This is a genomic window from Knoellia sp. B-D-2 (assembly GCF_057714695.1).
The window spans coordinates 1,652,724-1,676,891 of record NZ_CM173189.1 but is presented as its reverse complement, the minus strand read 5'-3'; the positions used below and the strand labels follow the sequence as shown (position 1 = coordinate 1,676,891).

27 protein-coding genes are annotated in these 24,168 nt (G+C 72.1%); 16 read left to right on the top strand and 11 right to left on the bottom strand.

The genetic code is table 11. The annotated features are described in order from the left end of the window. The first annotated feature begins 20 nt into the window (after window positions 1-20). From AC3EU2_RS07980 to AC3EU2_RS07945, 8 genes are read left to right on the top strand one after another with little or no spacing between them, the layout of a single operon-like run. Complete coding sequence (locus tag AC3EU2_RS07980; RefSeq protein ID WP_488179168.1) at window positions 21-2,876, top strand: Na+/H+ antiporter subunit A; 2,856 nt, start codon at window positions 21-23, stop codon at window positions 2,874-2,876. After that, entirely contained in the window at window positions 2,873-3,382 is a 510-nt protein-coding gene (locus AC3EU2_RS07975; RefSeq protein WP_488179167.1) for a Na(+)/H(+) antiporter subunit C, read from the top strand. Before AC3EU2_RS07980 ends, AC3EU2_RS07975 begins: the two co-directional genes overlap by 4 nt. Continuing rightward, a complete protein-coding gene (locus AC3EU2_RS07970) occupies window positions 3,379-4,974 on the top strand; it encodes a Na+/H+ antiporter subunit D (RefSeq protein ID WP_488179166.1) in 1,596 nt (531 codons plus the stop codon). Before AC3EU2_RS07975 ends, AC3EU2_RS07970 begins: the two co-directional genes overlap by 4 nt. Continuing rightward, a complete protein-coding gene (locus AC3EU2_RS07965) occupies window positions 4,971-5,495 on the top strand; it encodes a Na+/H+ antiporter subunit E (protein WP_488179165.1) in 525 nt (174 codons plus the stop codon). The genes AC3EU2_RS07970 and AC3EU2_RS07965 overlap by 4 nt, the downstream gene beginning before the upstream one ends. Continuing rightward, on the top strand, window positions 5,492-5,785 hold the full coding sequence (locus tag AC3EU2_RS07960; protein WP_488179164.1) for an MrpF/PhaF family protein: 294 nt from the start codon (window positions 5,492-5,494) through the stop codon (window positions 5,783-5,785). Before AC3EU2_RS07965 ends, AC3EU2_RS07960 begins: the two co-directional genes overlap by 4 nt. Continuing rightward, window positions 5,782-6,165 (top strand): monovalent cation/H(+) antiporter subunit G, encoded by a 384-nt coding sequence (mnhG, locus tag AC3EU2_RS07955; protein ID WP_488179163.1) that lies wholly within the window; start codon window positions 5,782-5,784, stop codon window positions 6,163-6,165. The genes AC3EU2_RS07960 and mnhG overlap by 4 nt, the downstream gene beginning before the upstream one ends. A 9-nt stretch (window positions 6,166-6,174) precedes the next feature. Then, window positions 6,175-6,561 carry a hypothetical protein gene (locus AC3EU2_RS07950; RefSeq protein ID WP_488179162.1) on the top strand — a complete coding sequence of 129 codons (387 nt, stop codon included), beginning with the start codon at window positions 6,175-6,177 and terminating at the stop codon, window positions 6,559-6,561. Continuing rightward, on the top strand, window positions 6,558-7,061 hold the full coding sequence (locus AC3EU2_RS07945; RefSeq protein ID WP_488179161.1) for a DUF427 domain-containing protein: 504 nt from the start codon (window positions 6,558-6,560) through the stop codon (window positions 7,059-7,061). The genes AC3EU2_RS07950 and AC3EU2_RS07945 overlap by 4 nt, the downstream gene beginning before the upstream one ends. A gap of 122 nt (window positions 7,062-7,183) precedes the next feature. On the opposite strand, the gene AC3EU2_RS07940 is transcribed toward AC3EU2_RS07945, so the two are convergent. The 8 genes from AC3EU2_RS07940 to AC3EU2_RS07905 are packed head-to-tail and all read right to left on the bottom strand — an operon-like array spanning window position 7,184 to window position 16,398. Further along, on the bottom strand, window positions 7,184-8,686 hold the full coding sequence (locus tag AC3EU2_RS07940) for a CoA-acylating methylmalonate-semialdehyde dehydrogenase (RefSeq protein WP_488179160.1): 1,503 nt from the start codon (window positions 8,684-8,686) through the stop codon (window positions 7,184-7,186). A gap of 28 nt (window positions 8,687-8,714) precedes the next feature. After that, window positions 8,715-9,746: a Gfo/Idh/MocA family protein gene (locus tag AC3EU2_RS07935; protein ID WP_488179159.1), complete on the bottom strand. Its 1,032-nt coding sequence runs from the start codon at window positions 9,744-9,746 to the stop codon at window positions 8,715-8,717. Then, entirely contained in the window at window positions 9,743-11,686 is a 1,944-nt protein-coding gene (gene iolD / locus AC3EU2_RS07930) for a 3D-(3,5/4)-trihydroxycyclohexane-1,2-dione acylhydrolase (decyclizing) (protein WP_488179158.1), read from the bottom strand. The genes AC3EU2_RS07935 and iolD overlap by 4 nt, the downstream gene beginning before the upstream one ends. After that, window positions 11,679-12,593, bottom strand: coding sequence for a 5-deoxy-glucuronate isomerase (gene iolB, locus AC3EU2_RS07925; protein ID WP_488179157.1), 915 nt, complete (start codon window positions 12,591-12,593; stop codon window positions 11,679-11,681). Before iolB ends, iolD begins: the two co-directional genes overlap by 8 nt. Next, entirely contained in the window at window positions 12,590-13,468 is an 879-nt protein-coding gene (locus AC3EU2_RS07920) for a Cgl0159 family (beta/alpha)8-fold protein (protein WP_488179156.1), read from the bottom strand. Before AC3EU2_RS07920 ends, iolB begins: the two co-directional genes overlap by 4 nt. Then, window positions 13,468-14,433 (bottom strand): 5-dehydro-2-deoxygluconokinase, encoded by a 966-nt coding sequence (gene iolC / locus AC3EU2_RS07915; RefSeq protein ID WP_488179155.1) that lies wholly within the window; start codon window positions 14,431-14,433, stop codon window positions 13,468-13,470. Before iolC ends, AC3EU2_RS07920 begins: the two co-directional genes overlap by 1 nt. Further along, entirely contained in the window at window positions 14,426-15,373 is a 948-nt protein-coding gene (locus tag AC3EU2_RS07910) for a TIM barrel protein (protein ID WP_488179154.1), read from the bottom strand. The genes iolC and AC3EU2_RS07910 overlap by 8 nt, the downstream gene beginning before the upstream one ends. Beyond that, the gene (locus AC3EU2_RS07905) at window positions 15,370-16,398 is read right to left on the bottom strand and encodes a Gfo/Idh/MocA family protein (protein ID WP_488179153.1); all 1,029 of its coding nucleotides are present in this window, start codon (window positions 16,396-16,398) and stop codon (window positions 15,370-15,372) included. The genes AC3EU2_RS07910 and AC3EU2_RS07905 overlap by 4 nt, the downstream gene beginning before the upstream one ends. Before the next feature lie 90 nt (window positions 16,399-16,488). On the opposite strand from AC3EU2_RS07905, the gene AC3EU2_RS07900 reads away from it, so the two are divergent. From AC3EU2_RS07900 to AC3EU2_RS07865, 8 genes are all read left to right on the top strand, one after another. Beyond that, complete coding sequence (locus AC3EU2_RS07900) at window positions 16,489-17,229, top strand: GntR family transcriptional regulator (RefSeq protein WP_488179152.1); 741 nt, start codon at window positions 16,489-16,491, stop codon at window positions 17,227-17,229. A gap of 96 nt (window positions 17,230-17,325) precedes the next feature. Then, a complete protein-coding gene (locus AC3EU2_RS07895) occupies window positions 17,326-17,832 on the top strand; it encodes a helix-turn-helix domain-containing protein (RefSeq protein WP_488179151.1) in 507 nt (168 codons plus the stop codon). Between the two features lie 356 nt (window positions 17,833-18,188). After that, window positions 18,189-18,701, top strand: coding sequence for an OsmC family protein (locus AC3EU2_RS07890; RefSeq protein ID WP_488179150.1), 513 nt, complete (start codon window positions 18,189-18,191; stop codon window positions 18,699-18,701). Window positions 18,702-18,798: 97 nt separating this feature from the next. Then, a complete protein-coding gene (gene lysS, locus AC3EU2_RS07885; protein ID WP_488179457.1) occupies window positions 18,799-20,283 on the top strand; it encodes a lysine--tRNA ligase in 1,485 nt (494 codons plus the stop codon). Continuing rightward, window positions 20,280-20,453, top strand: coding sequence for a lysyl-tRNA synthetase (locus tag AC3EU2_RS07880; RefSeq protein WP_488179149.1), 174 nt, complete (start codon window positions 20,280-20,282; stop codon window positions 20,451-20,453). The genes lysS and AC3EU2_RS07880 overlap by 4 nt, the downstream gene beginning before the upstream one ends. Window positions 20,454-20,497: 44 nt before the next feature. Next, window positions 20,498-20,836, top strand: coding sequence for a histone-like nucleoid-structuring protein Lsr2 (locus tag AC3EU2_RS07875; RefSeq protein WP_488179148.1), 339 nt, complete (start codon window positions 20,498-20,500; stop codon window positions 20,834-20,836). A 56-nt stretch (window positions 20,837-20,892) separates the two neighbouring features. Further along, a complete protein-coding gene (locus tag AC3EU2_RS07870; RefSeq protein WP_488179147.1) occupies window positions 20,893-21,495 on the top strand; it encodes a (2Fe-2S)-binding protein in 603 nt (200 codons plus the stop codon). Window positions 21,496-21,542: 47 nt separating this feature from the next. Continuing rightward, window positions 21,543-21,962 carry a hypothetical protein gene (locus tag AC3EU2_RS07865; protein ID WP_488179146.1) on the top strand — a complete coding sequence of 140 codons (420 nt, stop codon included), beginning with the start codon at window positions 21,543-21,545 and terminating at the stop codon, window positions 21,960-21,962. On the opposite strand, the gene AC3EU2_RS07860 is transcribed toward AC3EU2_RS07865, so the two are convergent. From AC3EU2_RS07860 to ligD (AC3EU2_RS07850), 3 genes are all read right to left on the bottom strand, one after another. Next, window positions 21,944-22,204 carry a hypothetical protein gene (locus AC3EU2_RS07860; RefSeq protein WP_488179145.1) on the bottom strand — a complete coding sequence of 87 codons (261 nt, stop codon included), beginning with the start codon at window positions 22,202-22,204 and terminating at the stop codon, window positions 21,944-21,946. The two genes, AC3EU2_RS07865 and AC3EU2_RS07860, sit on opposite strands and share 19 nt — an antisense overlap. A gap of 131 nt (window positions 22,205-22,335) precedes the next feature. Beyond that, window positions 22,336-23,217, bottom strand: coding sequence for a non-homologous end-joining DNA ligase (gene ligD, locus AC3EU2_RS07855; RefSeq protein WP_488179144.1), 882 nt, complete (start codon window positions 23,215-23,217; stop codon window positions 22,336-22,338). Continuing rightward, entirely contained in the window at window positions 23,210-24,151 is a 942-nt protein-coding gene (gene ligD / locus AC3EU2_RS07850; protein WP_488179456.1) for a non-homologous end-joining DNA ligase, read from the bottom strand. Before ligD (AC3EU2_RS07850) ends, ligD (AC3EU2_RS07855) begins: the two co-directional genes overlap by 8 nt. Window positions 24,152-24,168: the final 17 nt, after the last annotated feature.

Genomic DNA, 24,168 nt, shown 5'->3' with positions numbered 1-24,168 from the left:
CGCGGATGGAGGCACTCACGATGATCACGATCGTGGCGCTGCACTTCCTCGCGGCCGCACTGGCTCCGGTCCTCGTCCGTCGGCTGCAGCGACGCGCCTTCCTCCTGCTCGCGCTGGTCCCGCTCGGGTCGTTCGTCTGGCTCCTCGGGCCGGCGGAGGCGGCGTTCGACGGCGACGTGCGGACCGAGCAGGTCACGTGGATCCCGTCCATCGACGTGCAGATCGACCTGGCCCTGACCCCGCTCAACGCCCTCATGGCGCTCGTCGTCACCGGCGTCGGCGCGCTGGTCCTGGCCTACTGCACGTGGTACTTCCGGGAGGGCGACCGCGAGATCTGGCGCTTCTCGGCGGTGCTCACCGCCTTCGCCGGGTCGATGCTCGGGCTCGTCGTCGCCGACAACCTCTACGTGCTCTACGTCTTCTGGGAGCTGACGACGGTCCTGTCGTTCCTGCTCATCGGCCACAACCCCGAGCGCAAGGCCAACCGCCGGGCGGCGATGAACGCCCTCATCGTCACGACCTTCGGCGGGCTGGTCATGCTCGGTGGGCTGTTCGTCCTCGGCCACGAGGCGGGCACCGCACGGATCACCGAGATCGTCGCCGGACCGCCTACCGGCACGGCCACGACGGTCGCCGTCCTGCTCATCCTCGTCGGGGCGATCAGCAAGTCCGCGCTCGTGCCGTTCCACTTCTGGCTGCCCGGGGCGATGGCCGCGCCCACCCCGGTGAGCGCCTACCTCCACGCCGCGGCGATGGTCAAGGCCGGCGTCTTCCTCGTCGCCCTGCTCGCCCCCGCCTTCTCCGACATCCCCGGCTGGCGCCCCCTGCTCCTCGTGACCGGCCTGGTGACGATGATCATCGGCGGGCTCCGGGCGCTGCGCCAGCACGACATCAAGCTCCTCCTCGCCTACGGCACCGTGAGCCAGCTCGGCTTCCTCATCGCGGTCGTCGGCGCGGGCACGCAGGCGGCGGCGTTCGCCGGGCTCGCGCTCGTCCTCGGCCACGCGCTCTTCAAGTCGGCGCTCTTCCTCGTCGTCGGGGTCATCGACCGCAGCACCGGCACGCGCGACCTGCGCGAGCTCACCGGGCTCTTCCGCTCGCTGCCCGTGCTGTTCGGGGCCGCCCTGCTCGCCGCCGCGTCGATGGCCGGCATCCCGCCGCTCCTCGGCTTCACCGCCAAGGAGGCCGCACTCGCCGCCTTCCTCGACCTCGGGGAGGACGCCGACCTCGGGCTGTGGGGTCCGCTCGCCCTCGTCGGCCTCGTCGTCGGGTCGACGCTGACGGTCGCGTACACGGCGCGGTTCATGTGGGGGGCGTTCGGCGTCCGCAACGTCACGGCGCCCACGGTCACGGCGCCCCGCGCCGGCCTCGTCGCCGCCCCGGTGGTCCTCGCCGCTCTCTCCCTCGTGGCCGGCTTCGCAGGCGCTCCGCTCACCTCGCGTCTCCTGGCGTATGCCGGTGAGTTCCCCCCGGGTGCCCACGCGCCGCTGCTCACCCTGTGGCACGGCCTCACCCCGGCCCTCGGGCTGTCCGCGCTGGCCGTCACCGCGGGCCTGCTCCTCTGGGTGGCCCGGCGCCGGGTGTCGTCGGCGCAGGGTCGGCTCGTCGACCGGCTGCACGTGCCCGAGGCCGAGATCGTCTACCACGGGGTCATCCGGGCGGTGGACCGGCTCTCGATCGAGGTCACCGGCCGGACCCAGCGGGGCTCGCTGCCGGTCTACCTCGGCATCATCCTGCTCGTGCTCGTCGTCGTCCCCGGCATCACGCTCGTCACGACGTGGCAGGGCGTCGACGTCCACGGGCCCGACAACCTCCTCCAGGTCGCCATCGTCGCCGTCGTCGTCGTGGCGGCCATCCTCACCGTGCGCTCGCGCCGGCGGCTGCGCGCCGTGCTGCTCCTCGGCGTCACCGGCTACGGCACCGCCCTGCTCTTCGTCGCGCACGGCGCCCCCGACCTCGCCCTGACCCAGGTGCTCGTCGAGACCTTCTCGGTCGTGACGTTCGTGCTCGTCATGCGCCGGCTGCCCCCCTTCTTCTCCGACCGCCCGTTCACGTCGGCGCGGCGCATCCGGGTCGCCGTCGGGTGCCTCACCGGGCTGGCCGTCGGCGGCTACGCCCTGCTCGCCGCGGACGCCCGGACGGCGTCCCCGGTAGGCTACGACTTCGCCGGGCCGGCATACGACTACGGCGGCGGCAACAACATCGTCAACATCACCCTCGTCGACATCCGGGTCTGGGACACCTTCGGCGAGATCGCCGTCCTCGTCGTCGCCGCGACCGGTGTCGCGAGCCTCATCTTCCTGCTCACCGACCGGGCGACGTCGCACCGCGAGAGCCGACGCACCCGGGCCGCCGAGGACTCCGGGTGGCTGCGCGGGGCCGGGCTCATCGCCGACCGTCGACGCTCGGTGGTCTTCGAGATCGTCGCCCGCGTCGTCTTCCCCGTGCTCATGATCTTCTCGATCTACCTCATGTTCGCGGGTCACAACCTGCCCGGGGGCGGCTTCGCCGGTGGGCTCATCGCGGGGCTGGCGCTCATGGTCCGCTACCTCGCCGGCGGCCGCGCCGAGCTCGACACCGCGGCCCCGATCGACGCCGGCGTGGTCCTCGGGTCGGGCCTGGTCATCGCCGCCCTGTCAGGTGTCGTCCCGGCGCTCATCGGCTTCAACGCCTTCCAGAGCGGCATCTTCGACATCCCCGTCGGACCGTTCGGCGAGGTCCACCTCGTGACGTCGCTGTTCTTCGACATCGGCGTCTACCTCGTCGTCGTCGGTCTCGCGCTCGACGTGCTCCGCAGCCTCGGCGGCGGCATCGACAAGCAGGGCGAGGACAGCGGCGCGGTCGAGGCCGCACCCCGGGAGGTGTCCGTCCCGTGAGCACCAACATCGTCCTCGTCGTCGCGATCGTCGTCCTCGTCGCGTGCGGGACGACCCTCGTCCTCGAGCGGAGCCTCACCCGCATCCTCGTGGGCTTCGTCATGCTCGGCAACGGCGTCAACCTCGTCTTCCTCGTCGCGTCCGGCCCCGCCGGCAGCGCCCCGATCATCGGCGCGAGCGACGAGCCGATGACCGACCCCCTGCCGCAGGCCATGGTGCTCACGGCGATCGTCATCACCCTCGGCGTCACGGCGTTCGGCCTCGCCCTGGCCTACCGGGCGTGGCAGCTGACCGGGCACGACGACGTGCAGGACGACGTCGAGGACGACCTGGTGATCCGCCGCGCCGACCTCGACCACCCCTCCGCCTCCTTCGACGACGTCACCGCGGGCCTGCCCGACGAGGAGGGCGAGGACGAGCCGTCCGCGCCCGGCGACGGCACCGGGACGGACGCGTCCGACCAGGTCGCAGTCGACGAGGTCTCCGCCGAGAGGGGGGAGGCATGACCCAGATCGTCGTCCTGCCCGTCCTGCTGCCCCTGCTCGGCGCCGGGCTCTGCCTCGTCTTCGGCCGTTCGGCCGCGGCCCAGCGCCTCATCTCCGTCCTCGTGCTCGGCACCGTCGTGGTCACGGCTGCAACGCTGCTCGTGCGCGCCGACCGCCACGGCCCGCAGTCGGTCTCGATCGGTGGCTGGGGTCCCGACATCGGCATCTCCCTCGTCGCCGACCGGCTCTCCGCGCTCATGCTGCTCGTGTCGACCTTCGTCACCCTCTGCGTGCTGCTGTACTCGTTCGGCCAGGGGATAGTCGAGTACGGCCGCGAGACCCCGCTGTCGGTCTTCCATCCGACGTTCCTCGTCCTCAGTGCCGGGGTGTCCAACGCGTTCCTCTCGGCGGACCTGTTCAACCTCTTCGTCGGGTTCGAGGTCCTGCTCGCCGCGAGTTACGTGCTCATCACCCTCGGCGGCACCGAGGCGCGCATCCGGGCGGGCACGATCTACGTCATCGTCAGCCTCATCTCGTCGACGATCTTCCTCATCGCCCTCGCCTGCATCTATGCCGCGACGGGCACCGTGAACTTCGCCGAGCTCGCCGTCCGCGTCGGTGACCTGCCCCCCGGCGTGGCCCAGATGCTGCAGCTGCTGCTGCTCACGACGTTCTGCATCAAGGCCGCGGTGTTCCCGCTGTCGGCCTGGCTGCCCGACTCGTACCCGACGGCGCCGGCACCCGTGACCGCCGTCTTCGCCGGCCTCCTCACCAAGGTCGGCATCTACGCGATCGTGCGGACCCAGACGCTGCTCTTCCCCGGGGACAACCTGCGCGGCCTGCTCCTGTGGGCCTCGATCCTCACGATGGTCATCGGGATCCTCGGCGCCGTCGCGCAGTCGGACGTCAAACGAATCCTCTCCTTCACGCTGGTCAGCCACATCGGGTTCATGCTCTTCGGCATCGCCTACGCCACGCAGCTCGGGCTCTCGGGCGCCATCTTCTACATCGCCCACCACATCACCGTGCAGACCGTCCTGTTCCTCATCGCCGGACTCATCGAGTACCGCACCGGCACGACGAACCTCAGCCGTCTCGGCGGGCTGGCCCGCTCCGCGCCGGTGCTGTCGGTGCTGTTCTTCGTGCCCGCGATGAACCTCGCCGGCATACCGCCGTTCTCGGGCTTCCTCGGCAAGGTCGCCCTCGGCCAGGCCGGCATCGCGGCCGGCGACTGGCTCGCGATCACCGCGGTGGCCGCCTCGATCCTCACGAGCCTGCTCACCCTCTACGCGATCGCCAAGGTGTGGAACCGGGCCTTCTGGCAGCCGGTCGACCCCGACGCCGAGCACGACGAGGACGACGAGTGGTCGCACGGACCGCTGCACGGACACCAGCAGGTCTCCACCGGGACCCAGGTCATGACCATGTGGGAGAAGGTCGCGACCACGCAGCGGATCCCGCTCGCGATGGGCCTGCCGACCGTCCTGCTCGTCGCGTTCAGCGTCGGGCTCACCGTCTTCGCCGGGCCGCTCTTCGAGATCACCGACCGGGCCGGCGCCGAGCTCCTCCAGCGCACGCCGTACATCGAGGCCGTCCTCGGGGACCGACCATGAGCGGCTCCTGGCCGATGGTCGTCGTCCTGACCGTCATCTGGGTGCTGCTCTGGGGCGCCGTGACCCCGACCATCGTCGTCGGTGGCGTCCTCGCCGCGGTGCTCGTCGTCACCGTCTTCCCCTTCCCCAAGGCGCCGTGGACGTGGGTCGTGCGTCCGTGGCCGACGCTCGTCCTCACGGTGCGCTTCCTCTGGGACCTCGTCCGGGCAAGCGTCGAGGTGTCGTGGTTCGCGCTGCGCCCCAGCGGCCCGCCACCCAGTGCCCTGCTGCGGATCGACCTGCGCAGCCGCTCGGAGCTGCTCATGACCATCACGTCCGAGCTCGTCTGCCTCGTCCCGGGGTCCCTGCTCGTCGAGCTCGACTCCGAGGAGGGCGCCATCTACCTGCACGTCATGTCGGCCGCGACCGACGACGACATCGAGGCCTTCCGCCGGTCCGTCCTCGAGCAGGAGCGGCGGGTCGTCAAGGCGTTCGCCCCCCGCGTCGAGCGCGACGCCGTGTGCAGCGGGGTGCGGGCATGACCGTCGTCGGGATCGTCTGTGCCGCCCTGCTCGCCGTCAGCGGGGCCCTCTGCCTCATCCGGGTCGTCCGGGGGCCGTCGATGCTCGACCGGACCGTCGCCACCGACGTCTTCGTCGCGGCCATCGTCGGCGCCGTGGGGGTGCACGCCGCCGTCGGGCGGTACACGACCACCGTCTCGGTGCTGTTCGCCCTCTCGCTCGTGGGCTTCCTCGGCTCGGTGAGCATCGCCCGGTTCGCCGCCCGCGACGGTGACGGCAGCCCGCACCTCGAGGACGGTGACCACGCATGATCGACGTCCTCGCCGGGACCTGCCTCGTCCTCGGCTCACTCCTCGCCCTCATCGCCGGCATCGGCCTGGTGCGCTTCCCCGACGTGCTGACCCGGATGCACGCGGCGACCAAGCCGCAGACCCTCGGGGTCCTGCTCATCCTGCTCGGCCTGGCCCTGCGCGTGGAGGACCGCAGCGTCCTCGCCGTCATCGCCCTCGCCGCCGTCTTCCAGCTCGTCACCGCTCCGGTGTCGGCGCACATGCTCGGCCGGGCGGCCCTGCGCGCGGGCCACATCGACCGGGAGCGACTGTCCCGCGACGACCTCCTCGAGCACGACGCCGAGACGAGGTCCGACCCGGCGGCGGACGGCCCGAGGACGACCCACAGGGACCACGACTAGCCTGCCGTCATGGCTGACATCGTCGAGGTCCTCGGCGTCTATGACGCGGACGGCGGCGTCCGCGGGGAGATGTCCTACGTCGTCGGTCACCTGCTCGGCCGCGCCGAGTGCGCCTTGTGCGACGTCACCCACTCACTGGTGCGGCGCAAGTCCCGGTGGGACGCCATGGCCTCGCGGCTGCCCGTGCCGGTGCGCCTCGTGCACCGCAACGAGGTGACCGCTGCAGAACGCACCGCGTGGTCGGACGTCGGGCTTCCCGTCGTGCTCGCAGTCACGCCGACCGGTGGCCACCACGTGCTGTTGGACCGAGCCGACCTCGCGGCCCTCGATGGCTCCGTCGAGGCGTTCGACGCGGCCCTGCGCAAGGCCATCGTCGCGGCCACCGACGCCGCATGAGCTCCCCCTGGCCCGTCCCCGACGTGCCCGGGCCCGCGCAGGAGTCGGTGTGGGCCTATCCACGTCCGCCACGGGTGGAGCCGACCGGGGAGACCGTCGAGATCCGGCTGGGCGGGGAGGTCGTCGCCCGCTCGACCCGGGCCCTGCGCGTCCTCGAGACGAGCCACCCGCCGACCTACTACGTGCCGGTCGCGGACTTCGCCGACGGGGCGCTGCGGCCGGTCTCCGGGTCGAGCTGGTGCGAGTTCAAGGGCGTGGCGGCGTACTTCGACGTCGTCGCCGGCTCGGCCAGCGCGGCGCGCGCGGGCTGGACGTACCCACGCCCGACACCCGGCTTCGAGGCCCTGGTCGACCACGTCGCGGTCATGCCCGGCGAGGTGGACGAGTGCACCGTCGACGGTGAGGTCGTGCTCGCCCAGGAGGGCGGCTTCTACGGCGGCTGGGTCACGAGCCGCGTCGTCGGCCCGTTCAAGGGCGGACCCGGCACGCGGGGCTGGTGACCTGTCACCTCAGCCTTCCCTCCCCAGGGCGAAGGTTGAGGGTCCGGAGGGGTTCGTTCCCTCCGGACCCTCAACCTTTCCTCCGTATGCCGTCCGCACCGGCCGGGAGCGGGCCGCCCGGGTCAGGTGTTCTGCGGGAAGCCGAGCTCGATCCCGCCGTGGCTCGGGTCGAGCCAGCGCGAGGTGACGACCTTGCCGCGGGTGAAGAAGTGCACGCCCTCCATGCCGTGGGCGTGGCTGTCGCCGAACAGCGAGTTCTTCCAGCCACCGAACGAGTAGTACGACACCGGCACCGGGATCGGCACGTTTATCCCGACCATGCCCACCTCGACCTCGTGCTGGAAGCGACGCGCCGCCCCACCGTCGTTGGTGAAGATGGCCGTGCCGTTGCCGTAGGGGTTGGAGTTGATGAGCTCGAGGCCCTCGTCGTAGGACTGGACCCGCAGCACCGACAGCACCGGACCGAAGATCTCGTCCCGGTAGATCGACATCTCGGGCGAGACCTTGTCGAAGAGCGTCGGCGCGAGGAAGTAGCCGTCACCGTCGGCGTCGAAGTCGGCCTCGCGCCCGTCGACGACGAGCTCGGCCCCGGCCTCGACGCCCGCGTCGAGGTAGGACGTCACCTTGTCGCGGTGCTGCGAGGTGACGAGCGGCCCCATGTCGGTGCCCCGAGTCCCGTCGCCGGTGACGAGCTTGCCCACCCGGTCCTTGATCTTCTCGATGAGCTCGTCGGCGATGGGCTCGACCGCGAGGAGGGCGGAGATCGCCATGCAGCGCTCGCCCGCCGAGCCGAAGCCGGCGTTGACGGCGGCGTCCGCCGCGAGGTCGAGGTCGGCGTCCGGGAGCACGAGCATGTGGTTCTTCGCGCCACCGAGCGCCTGGACCCGCTTGCCGTGGGCCGTGCCCGTCTCGTAGACGTAGCGGGCGATCGGCGTGGACCCGACGAAGGACACGGCCTTGACGTCGGGGTGGGTGAGCAGCGCGTCGACGGCCTCCTTGTCGCCGTGGACGACGTTCATCACGCCGTCGGGCAGGCCGGCCTCGCGCCACAGCTCGGCGACGGCGACCGCGGCGGAGGGGTCCTTCTCGCTCGGCTTGAGGATGACCGCGTTGCCGCAGGCGATCGCCACGGGGACGAACCACAGCGGCACCATGGCCGGGAAGTTGAACGGCGAGATCACGGCGACGACGCCGAGCGACTGGCGGATCGAGTAGACGTCGACCTTGGTGGACGCGTTCTCGGTGAAGCCGCCCTTGAGCAGGTGGGGGATGCCACAGGCGAACTCGGCGACCTCGAGACCACGGGTCACCTCACCGAGCGCGTCGGAGAGGACCTTGCCGTGCTCGGCGGTGATGAGCGCGGCGATGTCCTCCTTGCGCTCGTTGAGGAGCTCGCGGAAGCGGAAGAGCACCTGGGTGCGCTTGGCGAGCGAGGAGCTCCCCCAGCCTGCGGCCCAGGCCTCCTTGGCGACGTCGACGGCCTCGCCGACGAGGTCGGCCGACGCGAGGTCGAGGTCCGCGCTCTGCTGGCCCGTGGCGGGGTTGAAGACCGGGCTGGTGCGGGCGGCGGTGCCGTCCCAGGACTGGCCACCGAACAGGTGGGTGATGCGGGTGGGCGTGCTCACGGCAGGCTCCTTCGTGCTGGAAGTGACTCTAGGACAACGTATCTGGGCTGACGAGGTGGACATCGACGCGCTCACCGGAGGCGAGCGAGGCCATGCCGGCGGTGGACACGGCCGTGGCGGCGTACCCGTCCCAGGCGGAGGCACCGACGGCCTCGCCGCCCAGGGCCGAGTCGACCCAGGCCTGCACCTCGATGTCGTATGCCGTGGCGAACCGCGTGCGGTAGTCCGCCGGGACGGTCCCACCCCACTGACCGACGCCGTCGACGGCGAGCGACGTGGCGTAGAGGCCGGTCGACGGGCGGCCGATGACGAGCGAGCCACGCTCGGCGACCGCCTCGCAGCGCACCTCGTAGCCGACCTGGCTGTTGACGAACACCTCGTTGATGACGAGCCCTCCGCCGGCCATCGTGAAGATCGCGACCTGCGGGTCGACGACCCCCTGCGCCGCGTGGGACGTGGGGGCGGGCGACATCACCTGGATCGCGACGACCTCCTCACCGAAGAGGAAACGCGCGACGTCGACCTCGTGGACGAGGCTGTCGCGCACGATCATCTCCGAGCGGAAGTCGGTGCTCGGGACCGAGGCGTTGCGGTGCACGTTGTGCAGCAGCAGCGTCCGGCCGAGCGAGCCTGCTGCGAGCACCGACCGCACCTGGGCGTACTCGGGGTCGAATCGCCGCATGAAGCCGACCTGCACGAGGCGGCGGCCGACCTCCCGCTCCGCGCGGACGAGGCGGAGCGAGGACTCCGAGTCCATCGTCAGCGGCTTCTCGCAGAGCACCGGCTTCCCGGCCGCGAGGCAGGCGAGGACCTGCTCCTCGTGGACGAAGCCCGGTGAGGCGATGACGACCGCGTCGACGTCGTCGGCGGCGACGAGCTCCAGTGCGTCCGTCCCGGAGCGCACGCCGTCGTAGCGGGTGGCGAGCTCCTTGGCCCGGACCTCGTCCGGGTCGGCGACGGCGACCAGCCGGGCGCGCGCGGTGCGACGGGCCAGCCGTTCGGCGTGGTCGGCGCCCATGATGCCGACGCCGATGACGCCGATGCGGAGGTCGTCGCTCATGATCCCTCCCCCGGGGTGAGGTGGCTGCGCTGGTCGCGCTTGTGCTCGACGTAGTCGGCGTGGGCGGCCCGCGTCGACGACAGGGTGCTCTCCTGCGCGACCGGCACGTCCCACCAGCTCGCGCTGTCCGGGGCGAAGACCTGAGGGTCGGTCTCGACGTGGAGGACGACCGGACCACCGTCGGACGGCCAGGCCTTGGCCGCGGCGATGGCCTCGGCCAGCTCCTCCCGGGAGTGGACCTCGATGACGTGGGCGCCGAGGCTGCGCGCGTTGGCGGCGAGGTCGACGGGGAGCCGGTCACCTTCGAGGCGGTGCGAGTCCGCGTCGCGCAGCCGGTACGCCGTGCCGAACCGCTGCGACCCGAGGCCCTCGGAGAGCGAGCCGATCGAGTGGAATCCGTGGTTCTGCACGAGGACGATGATGACCTTGACGCGCTCCTGGACCGCGGTGACGAGCTCCGTCGGCATCATGAGCCAGCCGCCGTCCCCGACCATGGCGAAGACGTCGCGGGACGGGTCGGCGAGCCGGATCCCGATCGAGGCGGGCACCTCGTATCCCATGCAGGAGTAGCCGTACTCGACGTGGTAGCCCTTGCGGTCGCGCACCCGCCACAGCTTGTGCAGGTCGCCGGGCATCGAGCCGGCCGCGCAGAGCACGACGTCGCGCGGGTCGCTCAGCTCGTTGACCGCGCCGATGACGCTCGCCTGGGTGAGCAGCCCGTCAGCGAGCCGGTCGGTGACCGAGGACGGCGGTTCGTATGCCGTCTCCACCAGCGCGTCCCACTCGCCCCACAGCGTGGCCTGGTGCTCGCGGTAGTCCTGCGGGACCGACCACCCGGCCAGAGCCTCGGCGAGCGCGGTCAGCGCCTCCCGGGCGTCCGCGACCACCCCGACCCCGGACTGCTTCCCGGCGTCGAAGCCGGCGACGTTGATGTTGACGAAGCGCACCCCGTCACGGGCGAACGCCGTCCGTGACGCGGTGGTGAAGTCCCCCCAGCGTGTCCCGATGCCGATGACGACGTCGGCCTCGGCGGCCACGGCGTTGGCGGCGGTGGTGCCGGTGGAGCCGATCGCCCCGAGCAGCCGGTCGTGGCCGTGCAGCAGCGACCCCTTGCCCGCCTGGGTCTCCGCCACGGGCACGCCGGTCGCCTCGGCGAACGCCGCCAGGGCGTCCTCGGCACCGGAGTAGTGCACGCCGCCACCGGCCACGACCAGGGGTCGGCGGGCGGAGCGGATCACCTCGGCGGCGGCGGCGATGCGCGAGGCCTCGGGCACGGGCCGGGCCACGTGCCAGACCCGCTCGTCGAAGAGCGCGGCCGGCCAGTCGAAGGCCTCTGCCTGGACGTCCTGCGGCAGCGACAGCGTGACAGCACCCGTCTCGGCCGGGTCGGTGAGGACGCGCATCGCCGAGAGCAGCGCCGACGGCAGCTGCTCGGGCCGCACGACCTCGTCGAAGAAGCGGGACAGCGGACGGAAGGCGTCGTTGACGGTGACGTCACCGGCATACGGCGCCTCGAGCTCCTGGAGCACCGGAGCCGAGACGCGCGTCGCGAAGGTGCCGGACGGCAGCAGCAGCACGGGGATCCGGTTGATCGTCGCGAGGGCCGCGCCCGTGAGCATGTTGGTGGAACCGGGTCCGACCGAGGCGGTGCACACCCAGGTCTGGAGCCGGTCCTTCTGCTTGGCGTAGCCGACGGCGGTGTGCACCATCGCCTGCTCGTTGCGCGCGAGGACGTAGGGAAGGTCGGCGACCCGCCCGGACTCGCTGGCGGCCAGCTCCTCCTGGAGGAGGGCCTGGCCGATGCCGGCGACGTTGCCGTGCCCGAAGATGCCGAGGCAGCCGGCGAAGAGGCGCTGGCGCTCGCCGTCGCGCTCGACCCACTGGTGGCCGAGGAAGCGGATCGTGGCCTGGGCCACCGTGAGCCGCACGGTCTCACTCATCGTCGGCACCTCCGTCGTGGGTGAAGGGAAGTCTGGGGTCCACGGCGTCGTCGGCCCAACCCTCGCGCACCCAGGCGTGGGCCGGGTCGTCGCTGATGAGCCAGGCCCGCTCGGCGCCGGGCCCGGCCATGACGTTGAGGTAGTAGAGGTCGGCGTCGGGGGAGGCCATCGCCGGGCCGTGCCAGCCGTGCGGGACGAGGACGACGTCGCCGGTGCGGACCTCGGCGAGCACGTCGATCGGGCGCTCGTCGGTGCCGTAGACGCGCTGGTAGCCCACGGGGTCCGTCCCTCGCGGGTCGGTCGAGCGGACCTCGAAGTAGTAGATCTCCTCGAGCTCGGACTCCACGCCGGGCCGGTCCTCGTCGTGCTTGTGCGGCGGCCACGAGCTCCAGTTGCCGGCCGGGGTGATGACCTCGCACACGAGGATCGCGTCGGCGTCGAGGACGGGGGCCAGGCCGAACGCCCGCACCTCCCGGCTCGCGACTCCGGCACCGCGCAGCTCCGGCTGCGCGTCCTCGGTGGCGATCCGCCGGGGCTCCCGGTCGGTCGTCGCGCGGGCGCCACACAGAGCCACCCTCGAGCCAGTTCCGTTGTCGCGCAGCGTGATCGTCCGACCACGCGGCAGGTATGCCGTGTCGCTCGGTCCGTCGAAGACGCTCGCCCGGCCCTCGAGCCGGATCGGCTCGGAGCCGGAGATCTCGATCGTCACCGACCCGGTCAGGGGCACGACCACGAGCTCCTCGTCGGCAGTGGCATGCTCGAGCGAGCCACCGGACGGGAGCTCGGCGACCCGCAGGGACGTGTGCTGCCAGCCGTCGACCGCGTCGGTGACCGACACGGTGAAGCCGCCGTCCGCTGCCGCGCCGAGGGGGTGGTGCCAGCGGGCGTTGTCGTCGCCGCGACTCACCGCGCACCCCCGTGGACGAGCCCGGAGGCGATGTCGACCGCGGCGGCGACGTCACCGCCGGGCGGGTAGAGCAGGGCCCGGCCGACGACGAGGCCGGTCACGGCCGGGAGGGTGAGCGCGTCTGACCACGCGGCATACGTGTCGTGCGGGTCCCCCTGCGGGTCCCCGCCGAGGAGGAGCGTCGGCAGCGTCGTCGCGTCCATCACCCGGGGAAGGTCGTCCACCACGGGGAGCTTGAGCCAGGTGTGGGCGCTGCTCGCGCCGAGTCCGCTCGCGATCGCGATCGAGAGGATCGTCGAGTCGGGGTCGAGGAGGTTGCGCACCCGGCCGTCGTCGACGACGGACATGAACGGCTCGACCATCGCCATGATCTCGTGCGCGGCGAGCTCGGTGACGGCGCGGGCGCTCGCCTCGAGGGTCGCGGCGGTGCCGGGGTCGCCGAGGCAGATGCGGGTGAGCATCTTGCCGCCGTCGAGGCCGCGGGCGGCGAGCTCGTCGGCGGTCCACCCGGTGAAGCGGTCGTCGAGCTCGAACACGGCGCCCTGGAGGCCGCCTCGGTTCATCGAGCCGATGGCCACCTTGTCGTCGAGCGCCCCCAGCAGGAGCAGGTCGTCAAGGATGTCGGCGGTGCCGAGGACACCGTCGACGCCGGGCCGGGCCAGGGCCGTGACGAGCCGGTCGAGGAGCTCGCTGCGGCTCGCCATGGCGCCGGTGTCGCCGCGCACCCCGAGGGCGCCGCGGGCGGGGTGGTCGGCGGCGACGAGGAGCATGCGTCCGTCGTCGCCCACGAGCGGGCGACGGCGGCGCTCGGCCCACGCCTTGGCGATGCGGCCCGGCTCGGTGGTGCGGATGCGGGAGATCTCGGCGAGGTCCATCAGCTCCTCCCCTTGAGGGCGGTCTCGACCTCGTCGGTCGTGGGCATGGCCGTCGAGCACTCGAGCCGGCCGGCGACGATGGCGCCGGCGACGTTCGCGAACTCGACGACGCGGCGCAGCTCCCAGCCGGAGAGCAGTCCGTGGACGAGGGCCCCACCGAAGGCGTCGCCCGCGCCGAGCCCGTTGACCACGTCGACCGGGAAGGGTGCCACCTCGACACGCTCGTCCCGGGTCGCGGCGAGCACGCCCTTGGGTCCCTGCTTGACGACGGCCAGGTCGAGGCCGCGCTCCAGCAGGGCGTCGGCGGCGCGGTGCGGGTCGGTCTCGCCGACGGCGACCTCGCACTCCTCGCGGTTGCCGACGGCGACGGTCACGTGCTCCAGCGCCTTGCCGACCTGCTCGCGCGCCTCGGCGGGGTCGGCCCAGAACATCGGCCGGTAGTCGAGGTCGAGGATGGTGTGCTCCCGACGTGCCCGCACCTCCCACGCGGCGAAGTGCGCCGAGCGGGAGGGCTCCTGGGACAGGCCGGTCACCGTCGACCAGTGGATGCGTGCCTCCCGGATGTCGTCGAGCGGCATCTCGGAGGCCTCGATGAGCAGGTCGGGGGCCGCGGGGTAGCGGTAGAAGTAGAGCGGGAAGTTGTCCGGAGGGAAGACCTCGCAGAACGTCACCGGGGTGGGCGGTCCCGGGTCCTGCGTGGTCGCGGTGATGTGGACCGGGTCGACGCCGAGGCGCTCGGCCTCGAGCCGGACGTAGCGCCCGAAGGCGTCCTGCCCGACCCGGGTGACGAGGCTGACGCGACGCCCGTGCCGGGCCGCGGCGACCGCGACGTTGGTGGCGCTGCCGCCGAGGAACTTCTCGAAGGTCCTGACCTCCTCGAGGCCCACCCCGTGCTGCAGCGGGTAGATGTCGACCCCGGTCCTGCCGACGGCGACGAGGTCGTGTGCCGGCCCACGCTCACCCATGGTCGCGCCCCTCCAGCCGCTCCGCGACCTGCGTGATGTGGGCGATGGAGGTCCGCACGTCGGCCGCGGGGTCGACACCGGTCTGTGAAGGCGCCCCGGCGAGGATCGTGTCCTGCTCGAGGACGTACCACCCGGCATACCCGTTGTCCTCGAGGGACTCGACGATCGCCGCGACGTCGACGTCGCCCGCGCCGAGCGGGACGTACATCCCCGCGGTGACTCCCTCGGTGTATGTCAGCTCGCCCGAGCGGACCCGCTCGGCGACGTCGAGGCGGACGTCCTTGAGGTGGACGTGGCCGATCCGGTCGGGGTGCTCGCGGGCGATGGCGACGGGGTCGCCTCCGCCGATGAGCAGGTGACCGGTGTCGAGGCAGAGTCCGATGCGCGACCCGGCGAGCACGCGCTCGGTCTCCGCGCCGGACTCGACGATGGTGCCGACGTGGGGGTGAAGGGTCGCGGTGAGCCCGTGCGCCTCGGCCGTCGCGGTGACGAGGTCGAGGTTCTGCAGGAGGGTGTCCCACTGGCTGTCGCTGAGCACGGGCCGGGCGTCGTAGCCCTCGACGCCCGTGGCCGCGGCGACGACGACGGTGGTCGCCGCGGCGATGGTGAGCGCCTCGATCGCGGACTCGACCTCGGGGACCGGGTCGTGGTCGGGGTCGTGCAGGACGACGGGGACGAACTGGCCGACGGCGCGGAGCCCGGCGGCCTCGAGCGACTCCGCCTTGGCGACCGCCTCGTCGGGCAGGAACCCGTCGGGGCCGAACTCGGTGGCGACGATGCCGACCTGGCGCATCTGGCCGAGCACGGTGTCGACGTCGAGCTGGTGGCCCCAGCCCGGGACCTCGCAGACACCCCAGGAGATGGGGGCACCGGCGATCCGCTCGGCGATCGGCGGACGCACGGTCGTGGTGGGGGCGGACGGGGTCGACGGGGTCGTCATGCGATGGCCTTCGCGGTCGAGGGGGCGTCGGGGATCTCGGACATGGTCACGGGCCGCCGCTGCGCGCGGGAGAGCTCGCACGCCTCGGCGGTGCGGAACGCCTGGAGCGCGTCCCGGACGGTGCAGGGGCTCTCGGTGCGCCCGGCAGCGACGTCGAAGAACGCGGCGAGCTCGGCACGGTAGGCGGGCAGGAAGCGCTGCATGAAGTTGGCGTGGGCGGGCCCGGCCGGGAACCCGACTCCCTCCTCGGCCGAGCGCAGGGCGAGGGAGTGGTCGAGTCCCACGGCGATGGCACCGTCCGAGCCCATGACCTCCATCCGCACGTCGTGGCCGCCACCGCTGTAGCGGGTGGCGGTGGCCGAGACGAGGGTGCCGTCGTCGAGGGTGAGGATCGCGGCGGCGGTGTCGACGTCACCGGCGGCGGAGAAGAAGTCGGCGCCCTTGTTCTCGCCCGTGGCGTAGACGGTCGCGACCTCGCGGCCGGTGACGAAGCGGACGATGTCGAAGTCGTGGACCGAGCAGTCGCGGAAGATGCCACCGCTCGTCGGGATGTAGGCGGCGTGCGGGGGCGCCTGGTCGTGGGTCTGGGCGCGGATGGCGTGGACGGTGCCGAGCTCACCGGACGCGACGGCGTCCCGAGCCCGGCGGTAACCGACGTCGAAGCGTCGCTGGAAGCCGATGTGGACGGGGGTGTCGCCCGACTCCGCGAGCTCGGTGAGGGCGATGGTCTCGTCGAGGGTCGCGGCGACCGGCTTCTCGCAGAACGTCGGTATGCCGGCCGCGAGCGCCCGGCGGAGCAACGGGGCGTGGCCCGGGGTGGCCGTCGCGATGACGAACGCGTCGATGCCGGACGCGAGGAGGGTCTCGAGGTCGGGGGCGAAGGACAACCCCTGGTCGGCGGCGACCTTCTCGGCGAGGGCGGCGTCGAGGTCCGCCACGACGAGCTCGTCGACGGCGTCCAGGCCGGCGAGGGTGCTCGCGTGGAACGCTCCGATGCGGCCCACACCGGCCAGTCCGATCCTCATGACGAGAACTGTTCCGCGTGGGCCCACCCTCTGTCAACCTTTGTTAGGACATTTGGCCATTCGGGGGTCGGTATCGCTACTCTGCCCGTCATGGCAGCGCACGAGGTGGACGTGAGCATCGACCGGAGCTCCCCGGTCCCGCTCTACCACCAGCTCTCCGAGCAGCTGTGCGCCGCGATCAGCGACGGACGCCTGCAGCCGGGCGACCCGTTCGAGAACGAGGTCGCTCTCGCGGGGCGGCTCTCGCTCTCCCGTCCGACCGTCCGCAGGGCGATCCAGGAGATGGTCGACAAGGGCCTGCTCGTGCGCCGACGCGGGCTCGGGACGACGGTCTCGAACCGCAAGGTGCACCGTCGGGTGGCGCTGAGCAGCCTCTACGACGACCTGGCCCGAGAGGGCCGGGCGCCGCGGACGGTGCTGCTCGAGCACCAGGTCGTCACCGACGACGCCGCTGCGGCGGCCCTGGACCTCGACCCGGAGACGCCGCTGCTCGCGATCGTCCGGCTGCGCCTGGCCGGAGACGCACCGCTGGCGGTCATGCGGAACTGGCTGCCGCCGGCATACGGCGACATCACGCGCGAGGAGCTGGAGTCGACCGGCCTGTACGCCGCGCTGCGCACCCGGGGCGTCCACGCCGTCGTCGCGCACCAGTCGATCTCCGCCCGGATGCCGACGCCCGCCGAGCGCAAGCACCTGCGGATCCGCGGGACCCAGCCGGTGCTGGCGATGACCCGGATGGCGTTCGACGGCGCCGGGACCGCCGTCGAGTACGGCGACCACAGCTACCGGGCCGAGGACTACACCATCGACCTCATGGTCGACGAGCGCTGACCCGGGGCGTCCACACGTCGGGTGGCGGCCCTGGGTCGTCCACAGCGGCACGCCTGCGCGCTGGTGTGCTGGCCCTGCGTCGGCTGGGCTGGCCGGATGGATCGGTACGGGCCCGTCGGGACGGGCATGAACGGTGAGGCCGTCGGAGCCATGATGCGGCTCGCCCGACGGCGACTGGGGCTGAGCCAGCGGGCGCTGGCCGACGCTCTCTCGTGGGACCGGGCGAAGGTGGGGCGGTGGGAGAGCGGCCGGGTGCCCGACGGCTTCGAGGAGGTCGTGTCGGTGGCGAGGGCGCTCGGGTTCGAGCTCGTGCTTCGGGACCTCGAGCCCGACCGCTGGGCCGCGTGGGACGACCCGGCCGAGCACGTCCTGGATCGGGCGGACCGGCGCTTCCCGGCCCACCTCGAACTGTGCGCCGAGAACGCCACCTCGACCTGGAACTGGACCCGGCACCGGGGTGAGCCGTCCCCGAACGCGTCCCTGACGTCGTTCCGCCGCCAGACCGTGGTCGAAGGGCTGGCGGAGGTGCGACGAGCCCGCGAGTGGTACGCCCGGCAGGGTCGGGGAACCGACGAGGGCCCGGACACCCCCGAGGCCTCCTGAGACGGACAGTCGCGGCGGCGGCGGCGACGACGACCCGCCACACACCTTCCCCGCCCGCGCTGTGCACTGCTGCCCCCCAGCGCAGCAATGCACACCCTCCCCGCACCTCACAGTGCACTGCTGCACCCCAGCGCAGCACCGCACACCGTCCGCGGTTCTGGCTGTGCGCTGCTGCCGCCCCGCGCAGCAGTGCACTGTCCTCCGGCGTGGGACTGGCACTGCTGCGGCCCGGCGCAGCAGTGCACAGGAGCAACGGGGAAGGATGGTGGGTCCCCCACCCGCGCAACCGCACGTGCCGCAGACCGCCCGCGTCACCCCAGCCGAAGACCCCGACCCCGAGGAGGACACTCGAGCCCATGGACGCCACCGAACTCCGCTCCCGCCAGGCGCCGCTCAAGGAGCAGTACCGCAGCGACCCCGAGTCCGCCCTCACCTCGGTCGGCGCTCGCGCCGACTGGCGCGGGTCGGGGATGACGACGAGCGTCGACACGTGGTCCGGTCGCACCCGGGCCGGCCTGCACGCGGCAACCGGGGGCGACGGTGACGACGCCTGCTCGGCGGACATGCTGCTCGAGGCCGTCATCGCCTGCGCCGGGGTGACGATGCGCGCCGTCGCGACGTCCATGGGCCTGGCCGTCAGCGCCGCCGCCCTGTCCGCCGAGGCGGAGTTCGACGCCCGGGGCACGCTCGGCGTCGACTGCACCGCTCCCGTCGGCATCCTCGGCCTGACGATCACCGCGAGCCTCACGACCGACGCCACCGACGCCGAGCTCGCGAAGCTCGCCGTGGCCACCGAGCGCTACTGCGTCGTGGGCCAGAGCCTCGCTCATCCGCCGTCCATCCGCATCCGGCGCCACTCGACGCACTGACGCCACTCGGCGCCCTGACGCCGGTCCGGAGCACCCAGCGGCCCCTCGTACCCTTGAGGGCGTGAGCGAGACCCCCAGCGACACCACCACCGCGACGATGACGCCCCCCGACTCGGACCTGTCCGAGCAGCAGCGCATCCGACGCGAGAAGCGCGAGCGCCTGCTGGACGCCGGCACACCGGCATACCCGGTGTGGGTCGAGCGGACCCACGGCCTCGCCGAGGTGCGTGAGCAGTGGGGTCATCTCGAGACCGGGCAGGAGACCGACGACGTCGTCTCCGTCGCCGGCCGGGTCGTCTTCGTCCGCAACACCGGCAAGCTCGCCTTCGCCACCCTCCAGGAGGGCGAGGGCATCCGGCTCCAGGTCATGCTCAGCCTCGCCGAGGTGGGCGAGGAGTCCCTCGCCGCCTGGAAGGCGGACGTCGACCTCGGCGACCACGTCGCGGTCAACGGCCGCGTCATCAGCAGCCGCCGCGGCGAGCTGTCCGTCATGGCGACGAGCTGGAGCATGGCGAGCAAGGCCCTGCGCCCCCTGCCGGTCCTGCACAAGGAGCTCTCCGAGGAGAGCCGGGTGCGCCAGCGCTACGCCGACCTCATCGTGCGCCAGGAGGCGGGCGACATGGTGCGCACGAAGGCGCGCATCCTCAGCGCCATGCGTCGCGAGCTCGAGCGCCAGGGCTACCTCGAGGTCGAGACCCCGATCCTCCAGCTCATCCACGGCGGCGCGGCGGCCCGGCCCTTCCGGACCCACCTCAACGCGTTCGACCAGGAGATGACGCTGCGCATCGCCCTCGAGCTCAACCTCAAGAAGGCCGTCGTCGGAGGCATCGACCGCGTCTACGAGATGGGGCGCATCTTCCGCAACGAGGGCGTCGACGCCACCCACTCCCCCGAGTTCACGATGCTCGAGGCGTACCAGGCGTGGGGCGACCAGACGACCATCGCCCGGCTCATCCAGGACCTCTACCTCGCGGCGGCGGACGCCCACGGTTCCCGCCGGGTCGAGACCGACCAGGGCACCATCGACCTCGACGGCGAGTGGCGCTGGCTCCCGGTCCACGAGGCCGTCAGCGAGGCGGTCGGCGAGAGCGTCACCCTCGACACCGACGCCCACACGCTGCGCGCCCTCGCGGCGAAGCACGACGTCTCGGTCGACCCCGGGTGGGACCGCGACAAGGTCTTCCTCGAGCTCCTCGGTGAGCTGGTCGAGCCCACGCTGCTGCAGCCGACCTTCCTCTGCGACTACCCCGCGAGCGCCCAGCCGCTGGCGCGTCCGCACCGCAGCGAGCCCGGCCTCATCGAGGCGTGGGACCTCGTCATCGGCGGCGTGGAGCGAGGCACCGGGTTCTCCGAGCTCATCGACCCCGTCATCCAGCGCCAGGTCCTCACCGAGCAGTCGTCCCGGGCCGCGGGCGGCGACCCCGAGGCGATGCAGCTCGACGAGGACTTCCTTCGCGCGCTCGAGTACGGCGCCCCACCCATGGGCGGTCTGGGCCTCGGCGTCGACCGGCTCGTCATGCTCTTCACGGGCGCCAACATTCGCGAGACCATTCTCTTTCCCCACCTCAAGCCGGAGGCATGATCATGTGGGACACCATTTGGCCATATCTGGCCGCCATCCTGCCCACGATTGTCGTGGCCGTCCTCTTCTATTTCCTCATGAAGAGCATCCTCGAGGGCGACCGGCGCGAGCGAATCGCGCAAAGCCAGTGGGAATCGGAGAATGAATCCACCGAGGACCAATCGCACTGATAGTCTCCTTTTCGTCTTATTCGGCGTGTGAAGGGAATTGTCAGATGGCACAGCGTGTCCAGGTGCTGCTCGTCGATGACATCGACAACAGCGATGCAGACGAGACGGTGACGTTCGCCCTCGACGGCGTCACCTACGAGATCGACCTCAACGCGACCAACGCGGCCAAGCTCCGCGACGAGTTCGCCACGTGGGTCGGGCACGCCCGCCGCTCCGGCGGCCGCAAGGCCTCGGGTCGGGCAAGCAGCGGCAGCGGCGGTGGCACACGCCGCAAGGACGTCTCCGCAGTCCGCGAATGGGCTCGTCAGAACGGCCACGACGTGAGCGAGCGCGGACGAATTCCGGCGGCCGTGCAAGAGGCCTACGACAAGGCCAACCGCTGAGCCCACGAGGTCTCCACGAGGCGACGGCACCGGATACGGGTGCCGTCGCCTCACTCATGTCACATCACCACGGATATCTTTCCTTTGTCGGTGGAGAACGCCTTTCCACGCCCCTGACCAGCGCCTTTGCCAATGCCGAGCAGTGGCAGGGAGCGCTCACGACGCACAACAGCCGCCTGTATGCCGTCCCGTCACCTCCGCAGGTCGCCGCCGCATTCGTCCTCCAGCACCTGTTGAGCATTCCCGCCCAGCTGTCCGCATTCGCCGCCCTGAGCGGTCCGTGGCAGATCGACCTCGGCACCCTCGAGGACGCGCGCATCTCCTGCGACCTCGCACCCGGCCACTACCCGCATCGCCTCGGCTTCCTCTCCGTGAGGACGGCGACGCCCGAGGTGGAGGAGCGCATCGCGAGTGCGCGGACGGCATACCGAGGTCTGGCGACGGCGATCGCGCAGGGCTACCCGTCGGCGGTGAAGATCTCCAGCCAGCAGCGCCTCGGGATGGTCGAGGACCTGTGGGAGATGGCGCTGCGCGAGGCCCGCGCCTCCATCGACGGGAGGTCCGCACCCGCGGTCGAGCGCCGGTCGTGCTGCTTCATCTACGCGCTGCCCGGCTGCCACGAGTGCGCCGGGTGCCCGCGCAGCCCCGCGCCGGGCTGAGTGGCCGGACTCATGCCGCCGCCGGCGACGGAGAGGACCGTGGAGTCATGAACGTCATCCGAAGGTCCCTGGGAGTCACCGTCGCCGCCGTTGCCGGACACCTGGCTCTCGTGATGGCCGCCGGCGGCTCCGACGAGGGTGACGCGAACATCGGCGCGGGTCTCATCGTCTTCGCGGTCCTCGTGGCCCTGTCGTTCCTCTGGGCCCTCGTCGACGGCTACCGGCGAGAGACGGCGGTCGGCGTGCTCGTGACCAGATGGGCCGTCGTCGCGGTCGTCGTCCCCGTGACGATGACCGTGGCGTTGTGGGCGGTGAACCGGACCGCACCCGACTGGACCGGGCGTCAGGAGATGTTCGTGCTGTGGCTCTTCCTGGCGGTGATGTCCTTCGTGCCCGCCGTGGTCGGCGTGGCCCTGGGCAGGGCCGCTCGCGGCGCCTCGCGACCGGCTCAGATGCGCCCGAGCTGACCACCACGCACGCGGTAGGTCACCGTGGCGCCGCTCGCGCCGACGGTCGGGAGGGACGCCGGGTCGGCCAACGGCACGGCCGGGGGCGGCGCCGCGAGGCGCACGCCGGTGGCCACCCCCGCAGCCTGGGCCGCGGCCGGGGTGAGGGCCCCGGCGCCGAGGACGGCCACCGCAGCAGCCGAGGCGAGCGCGCCGAGGACGCGGGTGGGGCGGATCCGGGCGGGGGGCTGGTTCGGCTCCATGCCCGAAACCCTGCTGCGCCTTCCCATGACCCGCCTGTGGGCGCGGTGTGCCCCGGCGGTGAGCTCGGGCAGCCCGCGGCCGTCGGGCCGCCGGTGCCGCCGGTGCCGCCGACGGCGGGCGGGAGCAGCGCTCAGAGGAGGTCGGCGATGAGGTCGCCGTGGGTGTCGAGCCGCTCGAGCATGTCGTCGAACATCACCTGCTCGAACGTCCTGCCCGCAGCGCCCGCCTCGACCTCGTCCCACGTCCGGGGGGCAGCGACGCAGGGCAGCTCCCGACCCCGCAGCGAGTAGGGGCTGATCGTCGTCTTCGCGGCGACGTTCTGGCTCCAGTCGAGGAAGATCTTTCCCGGCCGTAGCGACTTGGTCATCTTCCACAGGACGAGGTCCGGGTGCTTCTTCGTCATCTCCTGGGCGAGCTGCTGCGCGAGGTCACGGACCTGGTCGCTCGTGAGGTCACCGCCCAGCGACGCGTAGAGCTGCATCCCCTTGCTGCCCGACGTCACGGGGTGGAGCGTGAGGCCGAGCGCGTCGAGCCGCTCCCGCAGGAGCAGCGCCACCTGCGCGCACTCCTTGAGGCCCGCCGGGCTGCCCGGGTCGAGGTCGACGACCAGCCGGTCGGGGTTCTCGATGTCTCCGTCCTCGGTGACCGTCCACTGCGGCACGTGGACCTCGAGCGAGTTGAGGTTGACGAGGTAGGTCAGGTCGGCGAGGTCGCCCACGAGCGGGTAGGTGACGTCGTCGACCCTGACCCGCGGCAGCCACGACGGGGCCCCGCTCGGCAGGTTCTTCTCGAAAAAGCTCTGGTCGGCCACGCCGTGCGGCCACCTCACCCGCGTCACCGGGCGGGCGGCGAGGTGCGGCAACAGGATCGGGCCGACCGTGGCGAAGTAGTTGAGCACCTCGGCCTTGGTCGTCTCGGTCGACGGGTACATGACCTTGCCCAGGCTCGAAAGCTTGAGCGTGCGCCCCTCGACCTCGACGCGGGTGATCTCCGGGACGTACTTCTCAGCCATCGCTCACCTCGTGCAGGTCGTCGGGTGTCAGGTCGGTGCGGAGTCCGAGGTAGGCCGGCTGGCGCAGCTTCCCGGTCGAGCCGCGTCCCAGCGACTGCACCTCGACGACGACCCGGGGCTCGACCCAGGTGGCGCCGGCGGCGTCCTCGCGGGGGACGTCGGTGGAGAACGGGGAGCGGTCGCGCCGCGACGACGCGAGCAGCGTGCACAGCCGGGCTCCGGCGGTGCCTGCCAGCCCGGCTCCGACGCGGCCGGCATACGCCCATCCACCCTCACCGTCCGGGGTGCCGACGAGCACGGCGCCCATCCGGTTCGTCGTCCCGACCTCGGGGCGCCACCCGCCGACGACGACCGACAGCGTCGCCCGGTGCGGGGACTTGCGCCAGTCCGCGGAGCGGCGCCCCGCGGCGTACGGGGACGACCGCCGCTTGCTCACGACGCCTTCGAGCCCCTGGTCGCGCGTGGCCTCGAAGAGCTCCTCGCCGTCGTCGTAGACCGGCGGTACCTGCCAGGCGGAGCTGCGCAGCTCGAGGCGTTCGAGGAGCTCGCGGCGCGCCGACCACGGCTGGCCGGTGAGGTCGGACCCGAACAGCCGCAGCAGGTCGAAGGCCATGAACGTCACGGGTCGGGTCGTCGCGAGCTGCGCCGCCCGGCGCGGCGACAACACGTGCATCCGCTCGGCGAGGGCGCCGAAGGAGGGCAGCCCCCCGTCGAGGGCGACCACCTCCCCGTCGAGCAGCAGGTCGTCGTAGGTCTCGGCGAGCCCTTGCAGTTCGGGGAAGCTCACCGAGACGTCGCGCCCGGTGCGGCTCGACAGCACGAGACGCCCGTCGCGCACGTCGGCGAGCACGCGCATGCCGTCCCACTTCACCTCGTGCACCCACTCCGGCCCCGTGGGGATGCCGTCCGCGACGGAGGCGAGCATGGGCTGCATGCGGCCATCCTCGCCGA

Coding starts and splice junctions, on each gene's coding strand:
- AC3EU2_RS07890 (WP_488179150.1), top strand. CDS start 18,189: ATGGACGCCACCGAACTCCGCTCCCGCCAGGCGCCGCTCAAGGAGCAG.
- AC3EU2_RS07895 (WP_488179151.1), top strand. CDS start 17,326: ATGGATCGGTACGGGCCCGTCGGGACGGGCATGAACGGTGAGGCCGTC.
- AC3EU2_RS07980 (WP_488179168.1), top strand. CDS start 21: ATGATCACGATCGTGGCGCTGCACTTCCTCGCGGCCGCACTGGCTCCG.
- AC3EU2_RS07935 (WP_488179159.1), bottom strand. CDS start 9,746: ATGAGCGACGACCTCCGCATCGGCGTCATCGGCGTCGGCATCATGGGC.
- AC3EU2_RS07920 (WP_488179156.1), bottom strand. CDS start 13,468: ATGGACCTCGCCGAGATCTCCCGCATCCGCACCACCGAGCCGGGCCGC.
- AC3EU2_RS07860 (WP_488179145.1), bottom strand. CDS start 22,204: ATGGAGCCGAACCAGCCCCCCGCCCGGATCCGCCCCACCCGCGTCCTC.
- AC3EU2_RS07900 (WP_488179152.1), top strand. CDS start 16,489: ATGGCAGCGCACGAGGTGGACGTGAGCATCGACCGGAGCTCCCCGGTC.
- AC3EU2_RS07870 (WP_488179147.1), top strand. CDS start 20,893: ATGTCACATCACCACGGATATCTTTCCTTTGTCGGTGGAGAACGCCTT.
- mnhG (WP_488179163.1), top strand. CDS start 5,782: ATGATCGACGTCCTCGCCGGGACCTGCCTCGTCCTCGGCTCACTCCTC.
- AC3EU2_RS07945 (WP_488179161.1), top strand. CDS start 6,558: ATGAGCTCCCCCTGGCCCGTCCCCGACGTGCCCGGGCCCGCGCAGGAG.
- AC3EU2_RS07950 (WP_488179162.1), top strand. CDS start 6,175: ATGGCTGACATCGTCGAGGTCCTCGGCGTCTATGACGCGGACGGCGGC.
- ligD (WP_488179144.1), bottom strand. CDS start 23,217: ATGGCTGAGAAGTACGTCCCGGAGATCACCCGCGTCGAGGTCGAGGGG.
- AC3EU2_RS07905 (WP_488179153.1), bottom strand. CDS start 16,398: ATGAGGATCGGACTGGCCGGTGTGGGCCGCATCGGAGCGTTCCACGCG.
- AC3EU2_RS07965 (WP_488179165.1), top strand. CDS start 4,971: ATGAGCGGCTCCTGGCCGATGGTCGTCGTCCTGACCGTCATCTGGGTG.
- AC3EU2_RS07970 (WP_488179166.1), top strand. CDS start 3,379: ATGACCCAGATCGTCGTCCTGCCCGTCCTGCTGCCCCTGCTCGGCGCC.
- AC3EU2_RS07875 (WP_488179148.1), top strand. CDS start 20,498: ATGGCACAGCGTGTCCAGGTGCTGCTCGTCGATGACATCGACAACAGC.
- iolC (WP_488179155.1), bottom strand. CDS start 14,433: ATGGGTGAGCGTGGGCCGGCACACGACCTCGTCGCCGTCGGCAGGACC.
- ligD (WP_488179456.1), bottom strand. CDS start 24,151: ATGCAGCCCATGCTCGCCTCCGTCGCGGACGGCATCCCCACGGGGCCG.
- iolD (WP_488179158.1), bottom strand. CDS start 11,686: ATGAGTGAGACCGTGCGGCTCACGGTGGCCCAGGCCACGATCCGCTTC.
- AC3EU2_RS07865 (WP_488179146.1), top strand. CDS start 21,543: ATGAACGTCATCCGAAGGTCCCTGGGAGTCACCGTCGCCGCCGTTGCC.
- AC3EU2_RS07910 (WP_488179154.1), bottom strand. CDS start 15,373: ATGACGACCCCGTCGACCCCGTCCGCCCCCACCACGACCGTGCGTCCG.
- AC3EU2_RS07960 (WP_488179164.1), top strand. CDS start 5,492: ATGACCGTCGTCGGGATCGTCTGTGCCGCCCTGCTCGCCGTCAGCGGG.
- lysS (WP_488179457.1), top strand. CDS start 18,799: ATGACGCCCCCCGACTCGGACCTGTCCGAGCAGCAGCGCATCCGACGC.
- AC3EU2_RS07880 (WP_488179149.1), top strand. CDS start 20,280: ATGATCATGTGGGACACCATTTGGCCATATCTGGCCGCCATCCTGCCC.